This is a genomic window from bacterium (genome assembly GCA_004299235.1).
GTDB lineage: Bacteria > Chloroflexota > Dormibacteria > Dormibacterales > Dormibacteraceae > SCQL01.
Genome location: SCQL01000008.1, coordinates 1 through 17089, shown reverse-complemented (window position 1 = coordinate 17089; position 17089 = coordinate 1). Strand labels below are relative to the sequence as shown.

General features: G+C 67.5%; 17 protein-coding genes and 1 tRNA gene. 11 read left to right on the top strand and 7 right to left on the bottom strand.

The window, feature by feature from the left end; genetic code table 11:
- The first annotated feature begins 492 nt into the window (after positions 1-492).
- Positions 493-2877 (top strand): hypothetical protein, encoded by a 2385-nt coding sequence (locus EPN29_02735; GenBank protein TAN34559.1) that lies wholly within the window; start codon positions 493-495, stop codon positions 2875-2877.
- Between the two features lie 100 nt (positions 2878-2977).
- Here the strand turns inward: EPN29_02735 and EPN29_02730 are convergent, their stop codons facing one another.
- The 4 genes from EPN29_02730 to EPN29_02715 all read right to left on the bottom strand — a co-directional run bounded on the left by EPN29_02730 (position 2978) and on the right by EPN29_02715 (position 7019).
- Positions 2978-3403, bottom strand: coding sequence for a hypothetical protein (locus tag EPN29_02730; GenBank protein TAN34558.1), 426 nt, complete (start codon positions 3401-3403; stop codon positions 2978-2980).
- A gap of 296 nt (positions 3404-3699) precedes the next feature.
- On the bottom strand, positions 3700-4851 hold the full coding sequence (locus tag EPN29_02725) for a site-2 protease family protein (protein TAN34557.1): 1152 nt from the start codon (positions 4849-4851) through the stop codon (positions 3700-3702).
- A gap of 65 nt (positions 4852-4916) precedes the next feature.
- On the bottom strand, positions 4917-6197 hold the full coding sequence (locus EPN29_02720) for a hypothetical protein (protein ID TAN34556.1): 1281 nt from the start codon (positions 6195-6197) through the stop codon (positions 4917-4919).
- Between the two features lie 42 nt (positions 6198-6239).
- A complete protein-coding gene (locus tag EPN29_02715; protein TAN34555.1) occupies positions 6240-7019 on the bottom strand; it encodes a methyltransferase domain-containing protein in 780 nt (259 codons plus the stop codon).
- Between EPN29_02715 and EPN29_02710 the strand changes: the two genes are divergently transcribed.
- The gene (locus EPN29_02710; GenBank protein ID TAN34554.1) at positions 7003-7482 is read left to right on the top strand and encodes a hypothetical protein; all 480 of its coding nucleotides are present in this window, start codon (positions 7003-7005) and stop codon (positions 7480-7482) included. The two genes, EPN29_02715 and EPN29_02710, sit on opposite strands and share 17 nt — an antisense overlap.
- Here EPN29_02710 and EPN29_02705 read toward each other — a convergent pair.
- The gene (locus tag EPN29_02705; protein TAN34553.1) at positions 7463-8491 is read right to left on the bottom strand and encodes a hypothetical protein; all 1029 of its coding nucleotides are present in this window, start codon (positions 8489-8491) and stop codon (positions 7463-7465) included. The two genes, EPN29_02710 and EPN29_02705, sit on opposite strands and share 20 nt — an antisense overlap.
- 44 nt (positions 8492-8535) lie before the next feature.
- Between EPN29_02705 and EPN29_02700 the strand changes: the two genes are divergently transcribed.
- From EPN29_02700 to EPN29_02670, 7 genes are all read left to right on the top strand, one after another.
- Complete coding sequence (locus tag EPN29_02700; GenBank protein TAN34552.1) at positions 8536-9180, top strand: hypothetical protein; 645 nt, start codon at positions 8536-8538, stop codon at positions 9178-9180.
- Positions 9181-9297: 117 nt separating this feature from the next.
- Positions 9298-10791 (top strand): exo-alpha-sialidase, encoded by a 1494-nt coding sequence (locus tag EPN29_02695; protein TAN34551.1) that lies wholly within the window; start codon positions 9298-9300, stop codon positions 10789-10791.
- A 55-nt stretch (positions 10792-10846) separates the two neighbouring features.
- Positions 10847-11608 (top strand): hypothetical protein, encoded by a 762-nt coding sequence (locus tag EPN29_02690; protein ID TAN34550.1) that lies wholly within the window; start codon positions 10847-10849, stop codon positions 11606-11608.
- A gap of 126 nt (positions 11609-11734) precedes the next feature.
- A complete protein-coding gene (locus tag EPN29_02685) occupies positions 11735-12676 on the top strand; it encodes an ABC transporter ATP-binding protein (GenBank protein ID TAN34560.1) in 942 nt (313 codons plus the stop codon).
- The gene (locus EPN29_02680) at positions 12669-13448 is read left to right on the top strand and encodes a hypothetical protein (protein TAN34549.1); all 780 of its coding nucleotides are present in this window, start codon (positions 12669-12671) and stop codon (positions 13446-13448) included. The genes EPN29_02685 and EPN29_02680 overlap by 8 nt, the downstream gene beginning before the upstream one ends.
- 169 nt (positions 13449-13617) lie before the next feature.
- Positions 13618-14034 carry a polymer-forming cytoskeletal protein gene (locus EPN29_02675; GenBank protein ID TAN34548.1) on the top strand — a complete coding sequence of 139 codons (417 nt, stop codon included), beginning with the start codon at positions 13618-13620 and terminating at the stop codon, positions 14032-14034.
- A complete protein-coding gene (locus EPN29_02670) occupies positions 14009-14551 on the top strand; it encodes a polymer-forming cytoskeletal protein (GenBank protein ID TAN34547.1) in 543 nt (180 codons plus the stop codon). Before EPN29_02675 ends, EPN29_02670 begins: the two co-directional genes overlap by 26 nt.
- On the opposite strand, the gene EPN29_02665 is transcribed toward EPN29_02670, so the two are convergent.
- A complete protein-coding gene (locus EPN29_02665; GenBank protein TAN34546.1) occupies positions 14548-14925 on the bottom strand; it encodes a TfoX family protein in 378 nt (125 codons plus the stop codon). The genes EPN29_02670 and EPN29_02665 overlap by 4 nt on opposite strands.
- A gap of 40 nt (positions 14926-14965) precedes the next feature.
- On the bottom strand, positions 14966-15916 hold the full coding sequence (locus tag EPN29_02660) for a hypothetical protein (protein TAN34545.1): 951 nt from the start codon (positions 15914-15916) through the stop codon (positions 14966-14968).
- Positions 15917-16057: 141 nt separating this feature from the next.
- Between EPN29_02660 and EPN29_02655 the strand changes: the two genes are divergently transcribed.
- Together EPN29_02655 and EPN29_02650 are read left to right on the top strand one after the other, a co-directional pair.
- A complete protein-coding gene (locus EPN29_02655; protein ID TAN34544.1) occupies positions 16058-16588 on the top strand; it encodes a hypothetical protein in 531 nt (176 codons plus the stop codon).
- A 54-nt stretch (positions 16589-16642) separates the two neighbouring features.
- Positions 16643-16718, top strand: a tRNA-Gly gene (locus EPN29_02650).
- The last annotated feature ends 371 nt before the right edge of the window (positions 16719-17089 follow it).

The window sequence follows — 17089 nt, the reverse complement described above, 5'->3', positions numbered from 1 at the left end:
GTGCTCGACGACGATGGCCTCGACGATGTAGCGATCGCGATTGGACATGACCACCTCCGGATTTGGTGGTGTCCACTATGTCTTGCGACATCTGTCCACTATGTGCTGAAACCACACACCACCGTCGGCTCCAATGTCCTGTCTCAGGACATCGAGGGCACCTGTTGCAAGACGTCGGCTGCTGAACGACCCCCGCAACCCCTCACGTGGTGGCCGCCGGTGGTACGGATATCCCATTGCCGGGCCGGCGGTTGAGTCCGACTATCAACCTGCCCCAGATCAGCGCCCAGCCGAAGAGGTGACCGGACCCCAACGTAGCCCGGGAAGCTAGCCATCGCCTCGAAGATTCGAGGCTGAACCGATTGGTTGCGTGCCGTCCTGCGCCCTGCTGAGCGCCGGCGGTAGGTCCAGCAGGTTGCTCTGAACCCCAGGAGGTGAGGGATTGCGCACTCGACTCTCCACCACATGTACGTGTCAGGGGGAGGACTCGGTATGAAACGAATACTTGCGCGCGCCGCCGGCTCGCTTGGAGCGGCGGCGCTCGTTCTGGTGGCCTTTGCCGGCCCGGTCGCGGCGGCCCTGCCCCCAGCCCCCGCTGGGGTCGTGGTCAGCGGCAGCCCGAGCAACTTGGAGTCGGGCGACGGCAACATGACGGTGGACTTCTCCACCCTCGGCGTCAATGACACCGACTGGAACTGCTTCACCATCGGCCCCACGGCGAACTGTAAGACCACGACCGGGGCCCAGTTCATCACCGCGGACTCGAGCGGCGAGATCCAGTGGGTGAACGGGCAGAAGTTCGACACCCTTTGTCCAGCCACCAGCATCGGGAACAACCCGCCCAAGGACGAGTTCGTCAACATCGCCCAGTTCAGCGAGGCGGACGCCAGCCTCAACGAATTCTTCTACGGGGCGACGATCCGCGCCACCAACACTGGCAACGCCAGCGGCGATGTCGAGTTCGACCACAACAAGGGCGCGAACCCGACGAGCCTGCCATGTCGTGTGGCCGGCGACATTCTGATGGCGTACGACTTCCTCAACGGCGGCACGAGCCTCAACTTCCACCTGCTGACATGGATCGACAGCAGCAACCCCAACGCGGGCGGGAACACCGGCACCTGCTTCGTCAAGACGGACAGCCTGCCCTGTTGGGGCTCCAACGTGATCATTCCCAGCGGTGCGGTGTCCAACGGCGCGTCGAACCAGTCACCGATCGCCGCTGCAGACAACGGAATGAGCGGCGTTGCACTCCCGATCAACCAGTTTTCGGAGTTCGGGATCAACCTTTCCAAGGCGCTCGGGATCTCCGGCCAGTGCTTGAGCTTCCCGCAGCAGACCTGGGAGTCGCGCTCGTCTGGTTCGAGCTTCACCTCGAACCCCCAGGACCTCGAGATCACGCAGCGCACGATCAACAACTGCGGCGAGGTCAAGATCATCAAGCGCACAGACCCGCGCGGCCAGAACGCGACGTTCAGCTACACGTCCAACCTTTCGGGCGGCCAGATGAAGTGCACCCAATCATCGCCGACGAGCTTCAGTCTCAACGACAGCGGCAACTCCACCAGCGACAGCGCTGCCAACACCCAGGACTGCACTTTCGTCCCGGCCGGCAACTACAGCGTCTCCGAGGGCACGCCGCCGTCGGGGTTCACATTCGAGAAACTGAGCTGTAGCGTGAGCGGAACGGGCACGAGCGCCACCACCTCGGGTGTGACGGCAACCATCACCCTGGCCGGCAGCGGCCTCGTGACGTGCGTCTATACCAACCAGCTGAACACGGCGACGATGTCGACCCAGGTCTCGACCACCTCTTCGGTCCTCCCGAGCCAGGCCGTCCACGACACGGCGACCGTGACCGGGAATCAGGCCGCTGACACCCCGATGGGCACCGTCTCCTTCTTCCTCTGCGGGCCGATCGCGACCGGTTCTTGCGGTAGCGGTGGGACCAGCATCGGATCAGGGACGCTGAGCGGCTCCGGCGCTACAGCGAGCGCAAGCTCGCCCGACGTCAATACGTCGGCCAGCCCGCTCGGGGTCGGGCGCTACTGCTTCCGCGCCACCTGGCCGGGAGACACCAACTATCCCGCTCCTTTGACGGAGTTCGGCGGCACCAACGGAACCAACGAATGCTTCACGGTCATAGCGATTCCGACCACGACCAAGACGACACCGTCGGCCGGCTCGGGCGGGACGACCACGTTCGGCTCCTCCGTCACCGACCACGCGGTGGTCCAGGCCACCCAAACGGGCGACGGCACTCCGACCGGGACGGTCACCTTCTTCATCTGCAACCCAACCCAGACCAGCGGAGGAGCGTGCCCAAGTCCGAACGGAGCTCAGGTCGGAAGTGGTCCGGTCACTCTCAGCGCGGTTCTTAATTCGAGTCCGCCTGCGTCGTCTGCCGACTCAGTCGCAATCACAGCCAACATGACCGGCACGTGGTGCTTCCGCGCCGAATACACACCGGGCGGGGCCAACGGAGCCAACTACACCGCATCGAGCGACGCCACGTCCGGCGAGTGCTTCACGGTCACCGATACATCCGCGAGCGCCTCGGCCCAGGACTGGCTGCCCAACGACACCGCAACAGTCACCGCAACCAACGGGGCGCCGCTGAACGGGACTCTGTCCGCTCAGCTCTTCACGGACAACGCCTGCGGTGGCAACGGGGGCTCAGCCGTCAGCGGACAGCTGTACCAGAAGACGCTGACCAACGCCACGTCCGTCGCGGACAGGACGCTGACAACCTCCAACACAACCGACAAGATCACCACGAGCACAAGCGTTTCGTGGTTGGTCAAGTTCACCAGCACCGATTCGAACGTCACATCCACCAGCCACTGTGAGGTGACCACGCTGAGTATCAATAACTAGACCGAGGGGCTCGACCCCGAGAAAGGAGTCAACAAGAAAACGTTGAGAGGCGGTCCCTGCGGACCGCCTCTCTTTTGCCCTTTTGTTGGCTGCGGGACGATCAGCCGACGCTGACCGAGCAGGTCGCGTAGGTCTGGCTGTAAGTCCCCGCCGGCCACTTCACCTTGCTGACGAACAGATAGGTGTAGGTGCCTGTCTGCTCGCTGGGCAGAACGGAGTCGGCTGAGGACTGCGTCAGCGTAAAGGTGCCGCCCGAGGAGACCGTTATGGGCATGATCTCGGAATTGCCGTTGGGGTACTTCCTGACCAGGTTCACCTGGGAGTTGGGAAGACCCGAGGCGCTGATCGTGAAGGACTGATCCAGCGCGACCGCGCTGGGAGTGGCGGTGCATGTCGCGGCCGTGTGCACAGCAGCAACGGGGATGGGCGCGGACGGGAGAGTGTTCACGCCGAAGATCGTGGTCGCCGCGATGGCGACCGCCGAGGCGACGACCACGCGGCCAAGTCGAAACAGGAATCTGAACATTTACGGACTACCTCCTAAACGGGAAAAGGCCAGGCAACGCAGCACGGCTGGATTTCCTGCCGTTTGACCTGCTCGGTCGTATGGACACACCTGAACGGGTTTTCGGCTCTTGCTCTGGAGGAATCCCCGCCGCTCCAGGAGCTGCAAAGCTCAGGCTCGAACGCGAACGTTAGTCACTTTTGCCGCGGTGCGTCAACCCTGAACTGCTGTTCGCCGCCAGGCTACCCCGCGAATTTGGGCCGGTACACGCGACGACGTGGCGACCCAAGCGGACCTGAATGGGCGAGGGTTGTGGCCTACCTCTGAGGCGCTCCCTGCCCTCGCGGGGCGCCAGGCCCCAGGGTCTGGCGGATGGTCAGGATGCGCGCGATGTCGACGGGTGAGACGATGCCCACCAGCTGACCCTGGTCGAACACGAGGACGCGCTGATCGATCGCCGCTCCAAGCCGTTCGATCAGCGCCGCGAGCTCCTCGCCGGGCCGCGTGACCGGGACCTGCGAGATCGGGCGACCGCAATCGCTGAGTCGCTTCCCGCCGCGATCGGGAATCGCGACCCTCATCAACTCCGAAAGTCGCACCACCCCGGTCAGCTTGCCGGGAGGGTCGTGCACGGGGTAGGTGGTGAAGTGGTGCTGAGGCGCGACCGATTCCAGGAACTGCTCGACGGTCAGCCAGTCCGGAACGGTGACCACGGGCGAGGTCATCGCCGCCGACACGGGGACCGCCTTCAAGAGCGCCTTGATGGTGCTTCCAGCCTCTTCGGAGCTGCCGGCGGACAGGAGGAACCAGCCGATGAAGGTGATCCATATTCCGTCGAGGACCGCGCCGGTGAACAGCTCCAGGATGCCGGCGGCGATCATCAGGTAGGCGAACAAGCGCCCGATCCGCACCGCGTTGTGGACGCCGCGCTGGCGGCTGCCCGACCGCCACCAGAACAGCGAGCTCAAAAGCCGGCCGCCGTCCAGCGGGAAGGCGGGGATCAGGTTGAACAGCCCCAGAGCCAGGTTGACGAGCGCCAGCCAGCGCAGGACGACGGAGATGAGGGCATCGGACGAGGTCACGAGCCCCAACCCCAGCGCGATCAGGGCGACCGCGAAGCTGGTCAGCGGCCCGACGCCGGCGATCAGGGCTTCGGCCCCCGCGCTTTTGGGTTCGCCCTCCAGACGAGAGACGCCGCCGAAAAGCCAGAGCGTGACGCCGGCGACTTTGACTCCGTTGCGCCGTGCCATCAGGGCGTGTGCCATCTCGTGGGCGAGCAGGCAGACGAAGAAGACGATCGCGCCGGCCGCGGCGGCGGCCCAATAAGCCGCCGGCTCCCGTCCGGAGACCGACAGTGGCAGCACGCCAGTCGCCAGGGTCCACGTGATCAGGGCGAAGATGAAGATCAGGCTCCAGTTGAAGCCGATCTCAATCCCGAACAACCGTCCGAGCCGGATGGTGGGAGCCACCGCCGGGAGTCTACCCACAAACCCGGGTCCGTCACCTTTAATCTGCGACCGCCTTCGCCGTGGGGCTAGGCCGGTCCTCTCTCATCGGGGTGCCCGGTGTTGCCAAAGGCGATGCGGTCTCTGACCACCGGAGCGCGGCCCAGCAGCCGCGACCGCTGGACGGCATCCTCCCCGAAGCGATCCCGTATGGCGTCGAGGGCGGCCTCGAGCCGTTCGTTCCTGGGCGTCGAGCGGTCGGCAAAGAGATCGAGCTGACCGGCGTCCTTTTCGCTGAGCCCGGCGAGGCCGACCCCCAGCGTGCCGACCGTGCGGCGCGGATCGCGTGCCGCCATCAGTTTCAGGGCCGCCTGGTAGATCTCGTCTCCGGTCGCGATCGGCCTGGCCAGCTTGCACTGCTTCGAAAAATGACCCGCCTCCGGCCGGTACACGATGCCGACCGAAACCACGCTGCCGCGCCGGCCCGCGGCCCGCAGCCGCCGCCCGACCATGTCCGACAGCCGCATCAGCAATTCCTCGAGCTCCGCCTGCGAGCTGGTCGCGCGAGCCAGCACGTGTGAGTGGCTGTAACTCTTGCGGGCGGCGGTCTCGAAGCTGCTCACCTCAAAGCCGCGCAGGCGCTGGCGCCAGCCGGCCGCGACCTCGGCGTGCATCCCCGCGAGCTTGAGCCGCTCGGCGGTGGCGTACAGGAACTCGACCGGGCTGTGGATGCCGGCCTTCCTCAATCGGGTGGCGGTGGCCTCGGCGACGCCCGACAGGTCGGTGAGCTCGAGGCGTTCGAAGACACAGACAAGGTTCGTGTGGTCGATCCGCCGCAGCCCGTCGCGCTTGTCGAGGTTGGACGCCTGCTTGGCCATCCAGATCGAGGTCGAGATCCCGACCGAGCACGTCACGCACTCGCCGATCTCCCCGCGAATCGCGTCCTTGACGGCTCGGCCGACACCCTCCGGGCCCTGCTTCGCGAGTCCGGGTGTGCCGGCCAGGTTCATCGACGCTTCGTCGATCGACATGCGCAGCACATCGGGGCTGTGCCGCTCCATGATCTCGATCAGGCGATCCGAGGCGGCACGGTAAAGGGGCGGGTTGGGCTCCCTGACGACCACCTGCGGAAAGATCGCCCGGGCCTCGTAAACGCGCATCCCGGTTTTGATTCCGAGGTCTCGCGCCTCCCTCGAGGAGGAGACGATCGTGGCGGCGTCGGTGGCGTACGCGGCGATCGCCAGCGGCCGGCCGCGAAGCCCGGGGTCGTGCTGCTGCTCGATGGAGGCAAAGGCGCAGTTCAGGTCGACGACCAGCGTCGCCGGGTCGGCGGTGTTGAGGCCCAGATCCACGGCTTCTCCGCGTGGCATCACGGTACGAGCAAATGTTCGCACACCGGGGGTTCGGCCCGGCTAAACCGGCTCAGCCGCGCGCACGTCTTGGGCGGCAGGCTCGACCGCGACCACCTGCCAGAAAAGGCCGGGCCCGTCGAAGGTGGTCTTGAGGCCGTGCCGCGCGGTCGTGGCCAGGATGCGCTCCGGCGCATGCAGGAAGATCCGGAACTGCCGCCGCGTCACGCTGAGGCCGAAGTTGGCCGAGGCGACCACCAGCCGCGTCCACCACCTCTTCTTCGGAAAGCTCATCACGAGCACGCCACGAGCGCGGTCGGCCGCCGCGCCAGCGAGTTTGGGCATGTCCGGATAGCAGCAGATGACGCGGTTCATCACGACGATGTCCGCGGCTTCGACCTCAGCGCCCGCCTCAGTCAGGTCCATGACCTTGCGCTCGACACGGTCTTCGAGCCCAGCCTCACGCAACAGCTCGCCGGCCGCCTCCTCGTAGGTGGGCGTCAACTCGATGCTCACCGCCCGGGAGGCCCCCGCCTTCAGCAGCTCGATCTGGATGGCGCCGATGCCGCCACCGACCTCGAGCAGCGTCCGGCCCTCGACCCCTCGCGCTTTCAAGAGCTCGACGATGCGTCGGGAAGTGGCGTCCAGGCCCTTGCGCCGGTAGCGCTTCGCCTCCACGCGCGCGTTCCTCTGGCTGAAAATCTGTCGGTAGCCCTTCGGGGTGCAGCAGTCGCTCACGACCGCATTATGTCTCTCGGGTGACCGTAACCAGCGGAGGTACGTCCGGGTGCAACCGCCGATGAAGAAAAGCCCAGCGCGAAAAGGCGTGACGCGGATTCTCATCCTCTCGGTGCTCGTCTTCGCCGGAGCGTTCGGGACCCACGAGGCGATGCACCTGGTCGTCATCTACGCCGTTGGCGGCCACGGGTCGCTGGTGGTCCGGCCGTGGCGCCTGGGCCTGGTCGATTTCAGGATCTACGCCCTGCACGCGCAGCCCGATGAGCCGCTTGGGCTGCTCCGGCAGACGCTGGTCAACTTCCTGGGGCCGGCGCTCGCGGCCGTTCCCCTGGTGGCGCTGCTGGCCGCCGTCAGAGAGCCGGTGGCTCGCGCGGCGCTGGCCGCCAACGTCGCCATCCTGGCGTTCTACTCCCTCATCGAGACGGCTGATCTCCTGCTGGAGCGGCGAATCGATGTCGACCTGTCCATCCTGACGACGCCTGAGTTCAACTACGGCGTCCCGGCTTTGATCATCGTCCTGGCCGCCCTCATCGCCCGTCGGGCCCAGCTCACCGGCCTCGCGGACTGACCGCCCGGTCGATCACCGACGTGCACGTGGCGACGGGATGGAGCCCGGGCGCCGTCGCGCCGCCACAGGCCCACGCCCGGCCCTCGAACACCGCCAGCTGGAACCCGTGGCGCGGCGCCATCATTGCCTCCCCGCTCGTCCAGCCGCCCGTCTGGGAGTAGTAGGTGAGCTGATCGACCATCACCGCCTCACCGGCGTCCTCACCGCCCATCATCACGACCTCTCCGGTGGCGAATGTCGTCGCGCCTCCGCCGCTCGTCGCCCGCGGCAGGCTGGCGATGGTCGACCAGGCCCCCTGGTCGGGATTGAAGCAGTCGACGCGAGCAGTGTTCGGAGACCGGCCGCCGGCGACGCAAATGGCCGCTCCGATCACGAAACCGGACACGTGGTTTCGCGGCGCGGGCAGCGGCGGCAGCACCGTCCAGGCGTTCGCGGCCGGGTCGTACGACTCGATGGCCGGCACGTTGCCGCGACTGGTGTTGCCGCCGACTGCGTAGAGGCGCCCATGGGCCGCGATCAGCGCGTGCCCGCCGCGCGCGAAGTGCATCGGGGCGAGCTCCATCCACGCGCTGCCGTCCAGGCGGAACAGGCGCGCGCTGTCGCGACCGAAAGTGTGCCCTCCCGCCAGGTAGACCTTCCCGTCGAGGGTGGCGGCGGACGGATGGTCGACCGGGAGCGGAAGCCGGGGGCCCGCCCGCCAGCCGGCGCCATCGAAGATGAACACGGAGTCGAGGCTCCGGCCGGCGGCGTCGAAGCCGCCGAGCACATACAGCCGGCCGCCGGCTGACGCCGCGGCGGTCTCCTCGACCGGCGCCGGAAGCGATAACTCGAGGCGCTGGGCCGGCGCCGGCGTGGGGCTCGGCCGCGGGGCCGGACTTGTCGCCACCGCCGATGGGCTGGGAGTCGTTGGCGCCGATGCGGAGGTCTGGCCGCACGAAACGGCGGTCAGCGGCAGCCAGATCGCGGCCGCCACCAGACCGCGGTTTCGTCTTCCCACACGCGAAGTCAACCAGCAAACGCGCCGGGGCCGTCATTCGCCCGTAAGCTCCGTCCGTGAGCGCCGCCACCCGCGTCTACATCGAACGCGGCGCCAAGCGCGTGTTCGCGAGCGCCGTCGAGTGGCCTGGATGGTGCCGTGCGGGCAGGGACGAGAAGGCTGCGCTCGATGCCCTCGCGGCCTGCGCCGCGCGCTACACACCGGTGGCCGAGATCGCGGGCCTCGAGTTTCCCGCCGACGCCGGCGGCGACTTCGACGTGGTCGAGCGCATGCCCGGCAACGCCACCACCGATTTCGGCGCGCCGGGGATCATCGCCAAGGACGAATCGCGGCCGCTGCCGGCGGCGGAGGCCGAGCGCACGCGCGCACTCGTGGCGGCGTGCTGGGCGGCTCTCGACCGCGTCGTCGCCAAGGCGCCCGCGGAGCTGCGAAAGGGTCCGCGGGGCGGCGGTCGCGACCGCGACCGGATATTCGAGCACGTGCTCGGTGCCGAGTCGGAGTACGCGAAGGGGATCGGCCTCAAGCTCCGGCCACCGGATTTCAAGGATGCGGCCGCGGTCGCGGCCTTCCGCCAAGCGCTCCTCGACCGCCTGCGCACGCCGGCCGGGGACGCCCGGTGGCCCGCCCGATACGCCGCCCGCCGCATCGCGTGGCACGCCCTCGACCACGCCTGGGAGATCGAGGACCGCACCGAGCGATAGCCGCCGCGGGTTGACTTTTCCGCTCCGGGCGCGCAGGTTGTTGGGGCTGCCTATAGGCGGCAGCAAAGGGGGTTTGCCATGCACCCAGGTACCCATGTGTCGCTGCGCCGGCTTGGGTTGACCATAGGAGCAGGCCTCGCACTCGCGGTCGGCTTGACGCCCGTGTTCGCCAGTGTCTCGGTCACGCCTCCCGTGCAGGTCTTGGACCACCCGTTGGCCGTGGCCGGCAACCCGACTTGCACGGCCTTAGTCGCGCAGGAGCTGAGCGCGCTGCCGACGGCGAGGAACTATCTGAACGCCGAGGTCGAGCCATGGATCGCGGCTACGGGCGATGGCCGTTACATCGGCGCCTTCCAGCAGGACCGGTGGAGCGACGGCGGCGCCAACGGCTTGACCGTGGCCCTTTTCGACGGCACGAGCTGGAAGCTCGCCGCGTCTCAGCCCAAGTTCAGCATCTGTGCGGGCGCGGCCCAGGGCACGCCTGGCCATCGCCAGCGGGCGACCGATCCCTGGATCACGGTTACACCCGACGGCACCGCCTACGTCATCAGCGACTCCTTCGACGCCACGGGCCCCGGCTTCGGAGGGCCCAGCACGATCTTGATCAGCCGCTCGACGGATGGCGGCGACCATTGGGGCGACCCGGTATCGGTCGAGCTCGACTCGGGCGCCGGCGTCCTGAACGACAAGGAATCGATCACCGCGGACCCGACGAACGCCAACAACGTTTACGCGGTCTGGGACAAGCTCATTAACCCGAGCCTGACCGCGAGCTTCGACGCCTTCAACCACACGTTCGCCTTCAAAGGCCCGGCCATGTTTGCGCGCACCACCGACGGCGGGAAGACCTGGTCGCAAGGTCGCGAGATCTTCGACCCGGGCGAGTTCAACCAGACGATCGGCAACCAGATCCTCGTCGAGCCGGACGGGGTCCTGGTCGACGTGTTCGACCTCATCAACAACGAGCACGGCCCCCGCGGTCACAACGCGACCACGACCTTCCAGGTCGCGGTCATTACCTCGCACGATCAGGGCAACACCTGGTCGGCGCCGACCATCGTGGCGAGCATCGTCGACACCCCGATCAACACTCTTGACGGGCACGCCATCCGGACGGGCGACATCCTGCCCGAGGCGGCGGTGAATCCGACGAACGGCAAGCTGTACGTGGCCTGGCAGACCGATGCCAAGGTCGACGTCTCCCAGTCCGCCGATGACGGCGCAATGTGGAGCCCGGCGGTCACGATCAGCCGCTCCGCGCCTGCGCAGGCCTTCACGCCTTCGATCGGCGTCGCGGCGGACGGCACCGTCGGAGTCAGCTACTACGACCTCCGCCACGCCACGAGCGCCCACCCCGGTAACACCGATACCTGGTTCGACACCTGCTCATCCGCGTGCACCAGCGCCGCCGCCTGGTCCGAGGCCCAGCTGGACACCAGCGGCGGCTTCGACATGAAGGCGGCCCCACTGACCGGCAGCGGCTTCTTCGTCGGTGACTACGAGTCGATTGCACCCAGCGGAGCGGCCGGTTTCCGGCCCCTATGGGTGATGGCTCGGCCGGGCACGTCCGCCGACCCGACGAACCCCTTCTCCAGCACTGTCAACAGCTGAGGGGTTGAATCCCACCCCGGGCCCCGCGATCGCGGGGCCCGGGTATCTTGGGCCGGTGATGGAAGACAAAGCGGGCGTCCTGGTGGTCATGGCGCACCCGGACGACGAATCGATGGGTTGCGGCGGCCTCGTCCTCCGGCATACGCGCAACGGCGTGCCGGTCCGCCTGATCTGCGCCACTCAGGGTGAGGCGGGCTGGATGGGCAAGCCGCTCGGCGCCAGGCAGGAGGATCTGGCCGAGATCCGCTCGGCCGAGCTCGAGGAGGCGGCCGCGGCTCTCGCGCTGAGCGGCGTGGAACTCTGGGACTATCCCGACGGCAGCGTCGCCAAATGCGACCAGCAGGAGATCACCGAGCGCATCTGGGAGGAGATCTCGAGGCTGCACCCGAAGGCCGTGGTCGGTTGGGGACCCGACGGTGTGTACGGCCATCCCGACCACATCGCCATGGGCGCCTGCACCGACGCCGCCGTCGCCGCCATGGCCGAAGGCGATCGTCCCGCGCTCTATCACCTGGCGGTCGACCCGCAGCTGGTCGAGTTCTACCGCGACGCGCTCCGCCTCGCCAGAGACAAGGACCGCGAGCTGCCGCTGGTCGTCGCCGACCACGTCGATGTCGTGGTCGAGCTGGATGCAGACGAGGTGATGATGAAGCTCCGTGCCATCGACTGCCACCGGAGCCAGCTCGAGGACTGGCGGGTCGCCATCCGCGAGCGGGTGGACCTGATGCAGAGGGGGTACGGCCACGAGCCATACGTCGCGGTTTCCTCCCGTGCCGCGGGCCTGACGCCGTCCGGCCTGCTGGGCGAGTTCGTATGAACGCCGGGCGCGCGATCGTGCGCGCGATCGAAGTTGAGAAAGCGCGCGACGTGGCGATGGGCGTACCTCCTCGATCGGCGGGGAGGATGGCCCCGGCGGCCTAGCGGGCGCGGCCGGGTGGGGGAAATCTCGCCGGTGGTCGAGGTCGAAGGCCTGGTCAAGCGCTACCGCAAGTCCAAGGTCAACGCCGTCGACGGCATCAGCCTGAGGGTCGAGGCGGGCGAGTTCTTCGCACTCCTCGGGCCCAACGGCGCGGGCAAGACGACGACCATCTCGATCCTCACGACCACGCTCGCCCCGACATCGGGCCGCGTGCGCATCGCCGGCCACGACCTGCGCTCCGAGGCCTCGGCGGTGCGTCGTCAGGTCGGCATCATCTTCCAGAACCCAAGCCTGGACATGAACCTGTCAGGTGAGGAGAACGTGCGCCTCCACGCCATCCTCTACGGCCTGTATCCGTACCGGCCGGCGTTTCGTCTCATGCCTGCCGGCTACCGCCACCAGGTGCACGACCTGGCCGCCGTGCTGGGCATGGGGCCGGAGATCTTCCAGCCGGCCAAGAAGCTCTCGGGCGGCATGCAGCGCAAGCTGGAGATCATCCGCGGCCTCATGCACCGGCCGCAGGTCCTGTTCCTGGACGAGCCGACCCGCGGCCTCGACGTCGCCAGCCGGCGCAGCCTGTGGGCCTACCTGCGCGAGGTGCGCGAGCGGCACAAGGTGACCATCGTGCTGACCACGCACTACCTGGAGGAGGCCGAGCAGGCCGATCGCCTGTGCATCCTGAACCACGGCCGCATCGTCGCGATGGGCGCCCCCAGCGACGTCAAATCACAGCCGCTCGAGGAGTACCTGGAGATCGACGCGGCCGACCGCGCCCAGCTGCGCCGGGAGCTGCATCAGCACCAGCTGGAGTTCGCCGAAGACGGCGCCTTCACCGTCCGCCTCAGGGGCCGTTCCGCGCATGAGGTGATCCGCGAGCTGGAAACGCCGCTCACCCGGCTGCGCACCCGCCAGCCCTCGCTCGAGGACGCGTACCTGAGGATCCTCGCGGAGGAGACCGATGAGTGAGCTGAGCGCCATCGCAGCCATCGCGATGCGCGACCTCTTCAAGTTCCTGCGCGACCGCAGCCGGCTGGTGGGGACATTCGTGCTGCCGTTCGTGCTCATGTCCCTGATGGGCGGCACGCTCCAGCTCAACCTGGGCAAGGCGGCCGGCTTCAACTTCATTGGCTTCACGTTCACCGGCGTGCTCGGCATGACGATCTTCCAATCGTCGGCGCAGGGCATCGCGTCGCTGCTCGAGGACCGCCAGAACGATTTCGCCCAGGAAATCTTCGTCTCGCCGGTGTCGCGCTACTCGATCGTGTTCGGCAAGATCATCGGCGAGTCGATGGTGGCCCTGGCGCAGGCGGCCCCTCTGGTCGTCTTCGCGCTGGTGTTGCGGGTGCCGCTCACACCCGCGCAGATCCTGCTGATGGTGCCGGTGGCGTTGATCTCGTGCCTGGTCGGGGGTTCGTTCGGCCTGGTCTCGATGGCCATGATCAACGACCAGCGGGCCGCCAACCAGACCTTCACCTTCCTGCTCCTGCCGCAGTTCTTCCTGGCGGGCGTGTTCAACCCCATCGCCGTGCTCCCCTGGTACCTGGAGGTCCTGTCACGCATCTCGCCGATGCGCTACGTCGTGGACCTCTTTCGCGACGTCGTCTACACCGGCCGTCCCGAGTACCACCGCGTGGTGCTGCTGGACCCGCTGACCAACTTCACCGTCATGGCGGTCATGTTCGGCGTGTTCATCGTGCTCGGCACGGCGTTGTTCGTCAGACGCGAGACCAACCGCTGACTCCCGCTCCCCCGCGGGCAGGGCAAGCGCAGGCGACGATCGGTTGCCTGGCAAACGTAGACCGAATTCAGCGCGCTGTCCTTGGAACGCGGCCAGCCTGAAGTAACCTATGGGATCTGATTTCCGGTCGTCCGGAATCACAAATTCCAAGCGGGGGTGACGCACATTCATGGAGGTTCAGGAGGCCGTGGCAGAGGGCACGCCTGTTGCAGCTGCTGAGGAGAATGGCGAGGCGAGGCGCGACGGGCTGCGCAAGTTCACGATGGGCCCGAACGACAGCCTCGAAGGCAAGCTGACCTACGACGGGCACGTGCACGTCGACGGCCGGGCCGAGGGCGAGTTCCGCGTGACGGGCAACGTCGAGGTGGGCTCGGGCGCGACGGTCAAGGCCTTGATCGAGGCTTCGAACGTGACCGTGAAGGGAATCGTCGAAGGCACCCTTACCGCGCGCGACAAGCTGACACTCGCCAAAAACGCCAAGCTCAGCGGCGACATCGTCGTGCGCAGGCTGCAGATCGAGGACGGCGCCAGCCTCAACGGCCACGTCCGAATGGGAGACAGTGAGCAGCCGGCGTCCGGCGGCTAGGGCGCCGATCTCGCCCAGGGCGGACGAACCGGCGAGGTCGTCGCCGCCCGATAGCTCCCGTAACACCGTCGTGCTGGGTCCTCGCGACAAGCTGGTCGGCCGGCTGCACATCGAGGGGGACCTTCACCTGGGCGGGACGGTGGACGGCGAGGTGACGGCGACCGGGGACGTCGAGATCGCCCACGCGGCGAGCGTGAAGGCGTCGGTGGCCGGTGGCGACGTGAGCATCAGGGGTCACGTCAGCGGCCCGGTGACCGCCCGCAAGCGGCTGATGGTGGCCGGCTCGGGCTCGCTGATAGGTGACATCCGCGTGGCGCGCCTGGTCATCCAGGAGGGCGCGACGTTCAGCGGCAACGTGTCGATGGGCCCGCACTTGGAGGCTGCGCCGCAACCGCTCGAGCTGGTCCAGGCGGTCGAGCCGCCGATCCCGGTGGCGGAGCCGGCGGCGGCACCTGAGGCCGATGGCCACGCCAAGCCCTCAGCCGAGAAGGGCAAAGCCAAGCCCAAGCGTCGCTAGCGCTTCGCGGCCTTGCCTGCCGCCGCCTTTCTGGCCGCCGGCACCTTGGCCGGCAGCTTGCGCGTCAGCTCGAGCGAGCGCTTGATCCACGCGGTCGCGGCCTCCGGCTTGCTGCGCCAGGTGCCGGGAACGGTGACGTAGCCCCTCATCGCGTGCCCGGCCATCGGCTCGAAGTCCCGGCCGCCCTGTTTTCTGACCTGCGCGCTCTCGTCGTCGGGGAGGCGTACGAACAGGTCCTCGCCGAAAAGGCCGGCGAACATGTTGCCGTTGACGAACGCGGCCATGTTGCCGAACATCGGCCGCAGCGTCACCGCCGGTTCGCCGGGGACGAGCCGGCTGAAGGCGGCCTTGGCCGGCTCGCTCGGCTTGGGCATGGAGCCACCCGTCATGCGGCTCACAGCTCGTCGACCTGGCTTACGGGTACGCCACCACGCAGCCCCCCGCACCGCTGTTGAAGGCGTTGCTCCACAGCGACTGCACGGCGTAGGCATTGCCGCCGAGGCTGACGTTCTGCGCGGCGCCCTGCCCGGAGCTGATCCACGCGCACTTGTCGCCGTTCTCGGCGCCGGAACCGTCGAGCCATCCGGTGTTGGGGAACGGGTCGGTGACGGTCTCGGCGAACTCGTGGCCGCCGACGATCGAGAAGCCGTCGAAATAGCCGTTGCCGAAGGCGTTGTTGTTCGCGTTGACGAAGTTCATGCCGCAGGCGGCGCCCGCGTCCGGCTGGTACGGCATGTTGGCGAAGGACACCGGACCGGAAGCCGAGCTCGTTGAGCTGTGGTAGGCGCAGTAGGTGGTCTTGAAGCCGCTGGTCGAGTGGCCGGTCGGGGTGAAGATCATGTAGTCGGCGTTGGCGTTGTAGCCGAAGTGGGCGGCCGCGGCCACCGCTTCGGCGGCGATGGCGCTGCTCGAGATTTTGGTGGGCACCAGGCTTTTGTCGTTCCAGACGCCGGCGAGCTCCCCGGCCGGGTTGGTCACGAAGGTGGTGCCGGAGGGGCATGTGGTGGTGCCGGAGGCCACACCCTCGCAGTACTGGGTGGTCGAGTTGGCCCAGGGGCTGCCTCCCACGTTGCCGAAGAAGCCCTGGACGTAGGTCTGCGCCTGGGCGCTGGTGTAGCCGCCGGTCGAGAAGCCTGCCGTCCACTGCGGGCCCCAGTAGTCGATGAAAACGACCGGTGTCCTCTCGATGGATCCGCCATGCGAGGCGAGCAGGGTCCCACCGCCGCCTTTGTGATGGGCGCCGTGGGCGCCGTTGATCTTGGCCTGGTGGATGGCGTTACCGGCTGCGGACGAAGTTCCAGCCGTAGCCACCAGCAAAGCTGAGGTGGCAAGCACGGCCAGGCCGATGTGCAGTGTGCGACGCATGAGGCTTTTCCTCCCGGGGGGTTCGGGGGTCGCTGGTCGTATTTAAGACCCTGGGGGGCGGTTTGGAGCCAAAGAGTTGTGAAGAAAAACGTGAGGTAGGGGAGTGTTCGCCCGGGCCGGCGACTTTACTATGCCGGGGGGATGACTGAGCAGGATCCCGGCCCAAACCGAGCCGAAGCCCCGGTCGATCCAGTGTTCACCCACCCGGCGTCGCCTTTTATCAAGACCGAGGCCCCCGCGCCCGTTGCGTTCGTGTCGCCGCCGGCCCCGGCCGTGGCGTCGACCTGGGTCGCCTACCGCGGCCAGATCGAGTTCGGCCTGGCGGTGCTGGCGTATTTGATGGTGCTGGTTGGATCAGTGACGGTGGTGCAGGCCAACTCGGAGGCGGGGTGGCGGTACTACGCGGCGGCCCTGCCTCTGCTGCCGGCGGGGCTCGTGATCTGGCTGTTCGTGCGGGCCCTTGGGCGGCTGAACGAGCTGCAGAGGCGGATCCAGATGCAGGCGTTCGGCTTCGCCCTGGGGGCGACGGCGCTGGTGACGTTCGGCTACGGGTTCCTGGAGGGTGCCGGCCTGCCGGACCTGAACTGGACCTATGTCCTGCCCCTGATGACGGTCCTGTGGGGAGCGGGGACGGCGATCTTCGCGTGGCGGTATCGTCAGGGGAGGCCCTGAGGTCCGCCTGCCTTCAGGTTCGATGGTCCAGGGTATGATCTTCCCTCTGGTCCCGCGGGAGTAGCTCACTTGGTAGAGCGCGACCTTGCCAAGGTCGAGGTAGCGGGTTCGAAGCCCGTCTCCCGCTCCACACGTCCTTGTTCGAACTCTGGTAAAACAAAAAGCGCGCCGAACGGTTCGCGATACGCCACCTCGCTGATCTCCCCGTTTCGCACAGTCAGGCGCTCAAACACAGCTGAGTTGTAGAGCTTGCGAGTGCGGCCGCTGGCCGACCGGTACGCGTGGCCGCAATTGGCGGCGAACTTGAAGGCGATGGTGAGCACCTCCTGCCACTCGGCCAGTGTTGCTTCGACGGTCTTGAGCCGCTCATCCACTTCCCGAACGTCGCTGCCTGCTCCAGAAGGCGCCGAGCGATACTCCGCGGCCACCACACCAGACGGCGAGACGATGCTGATCGAGTCCGTTCCAAGGCGGTGCCGAACCTGAACCACGGTTCCGACC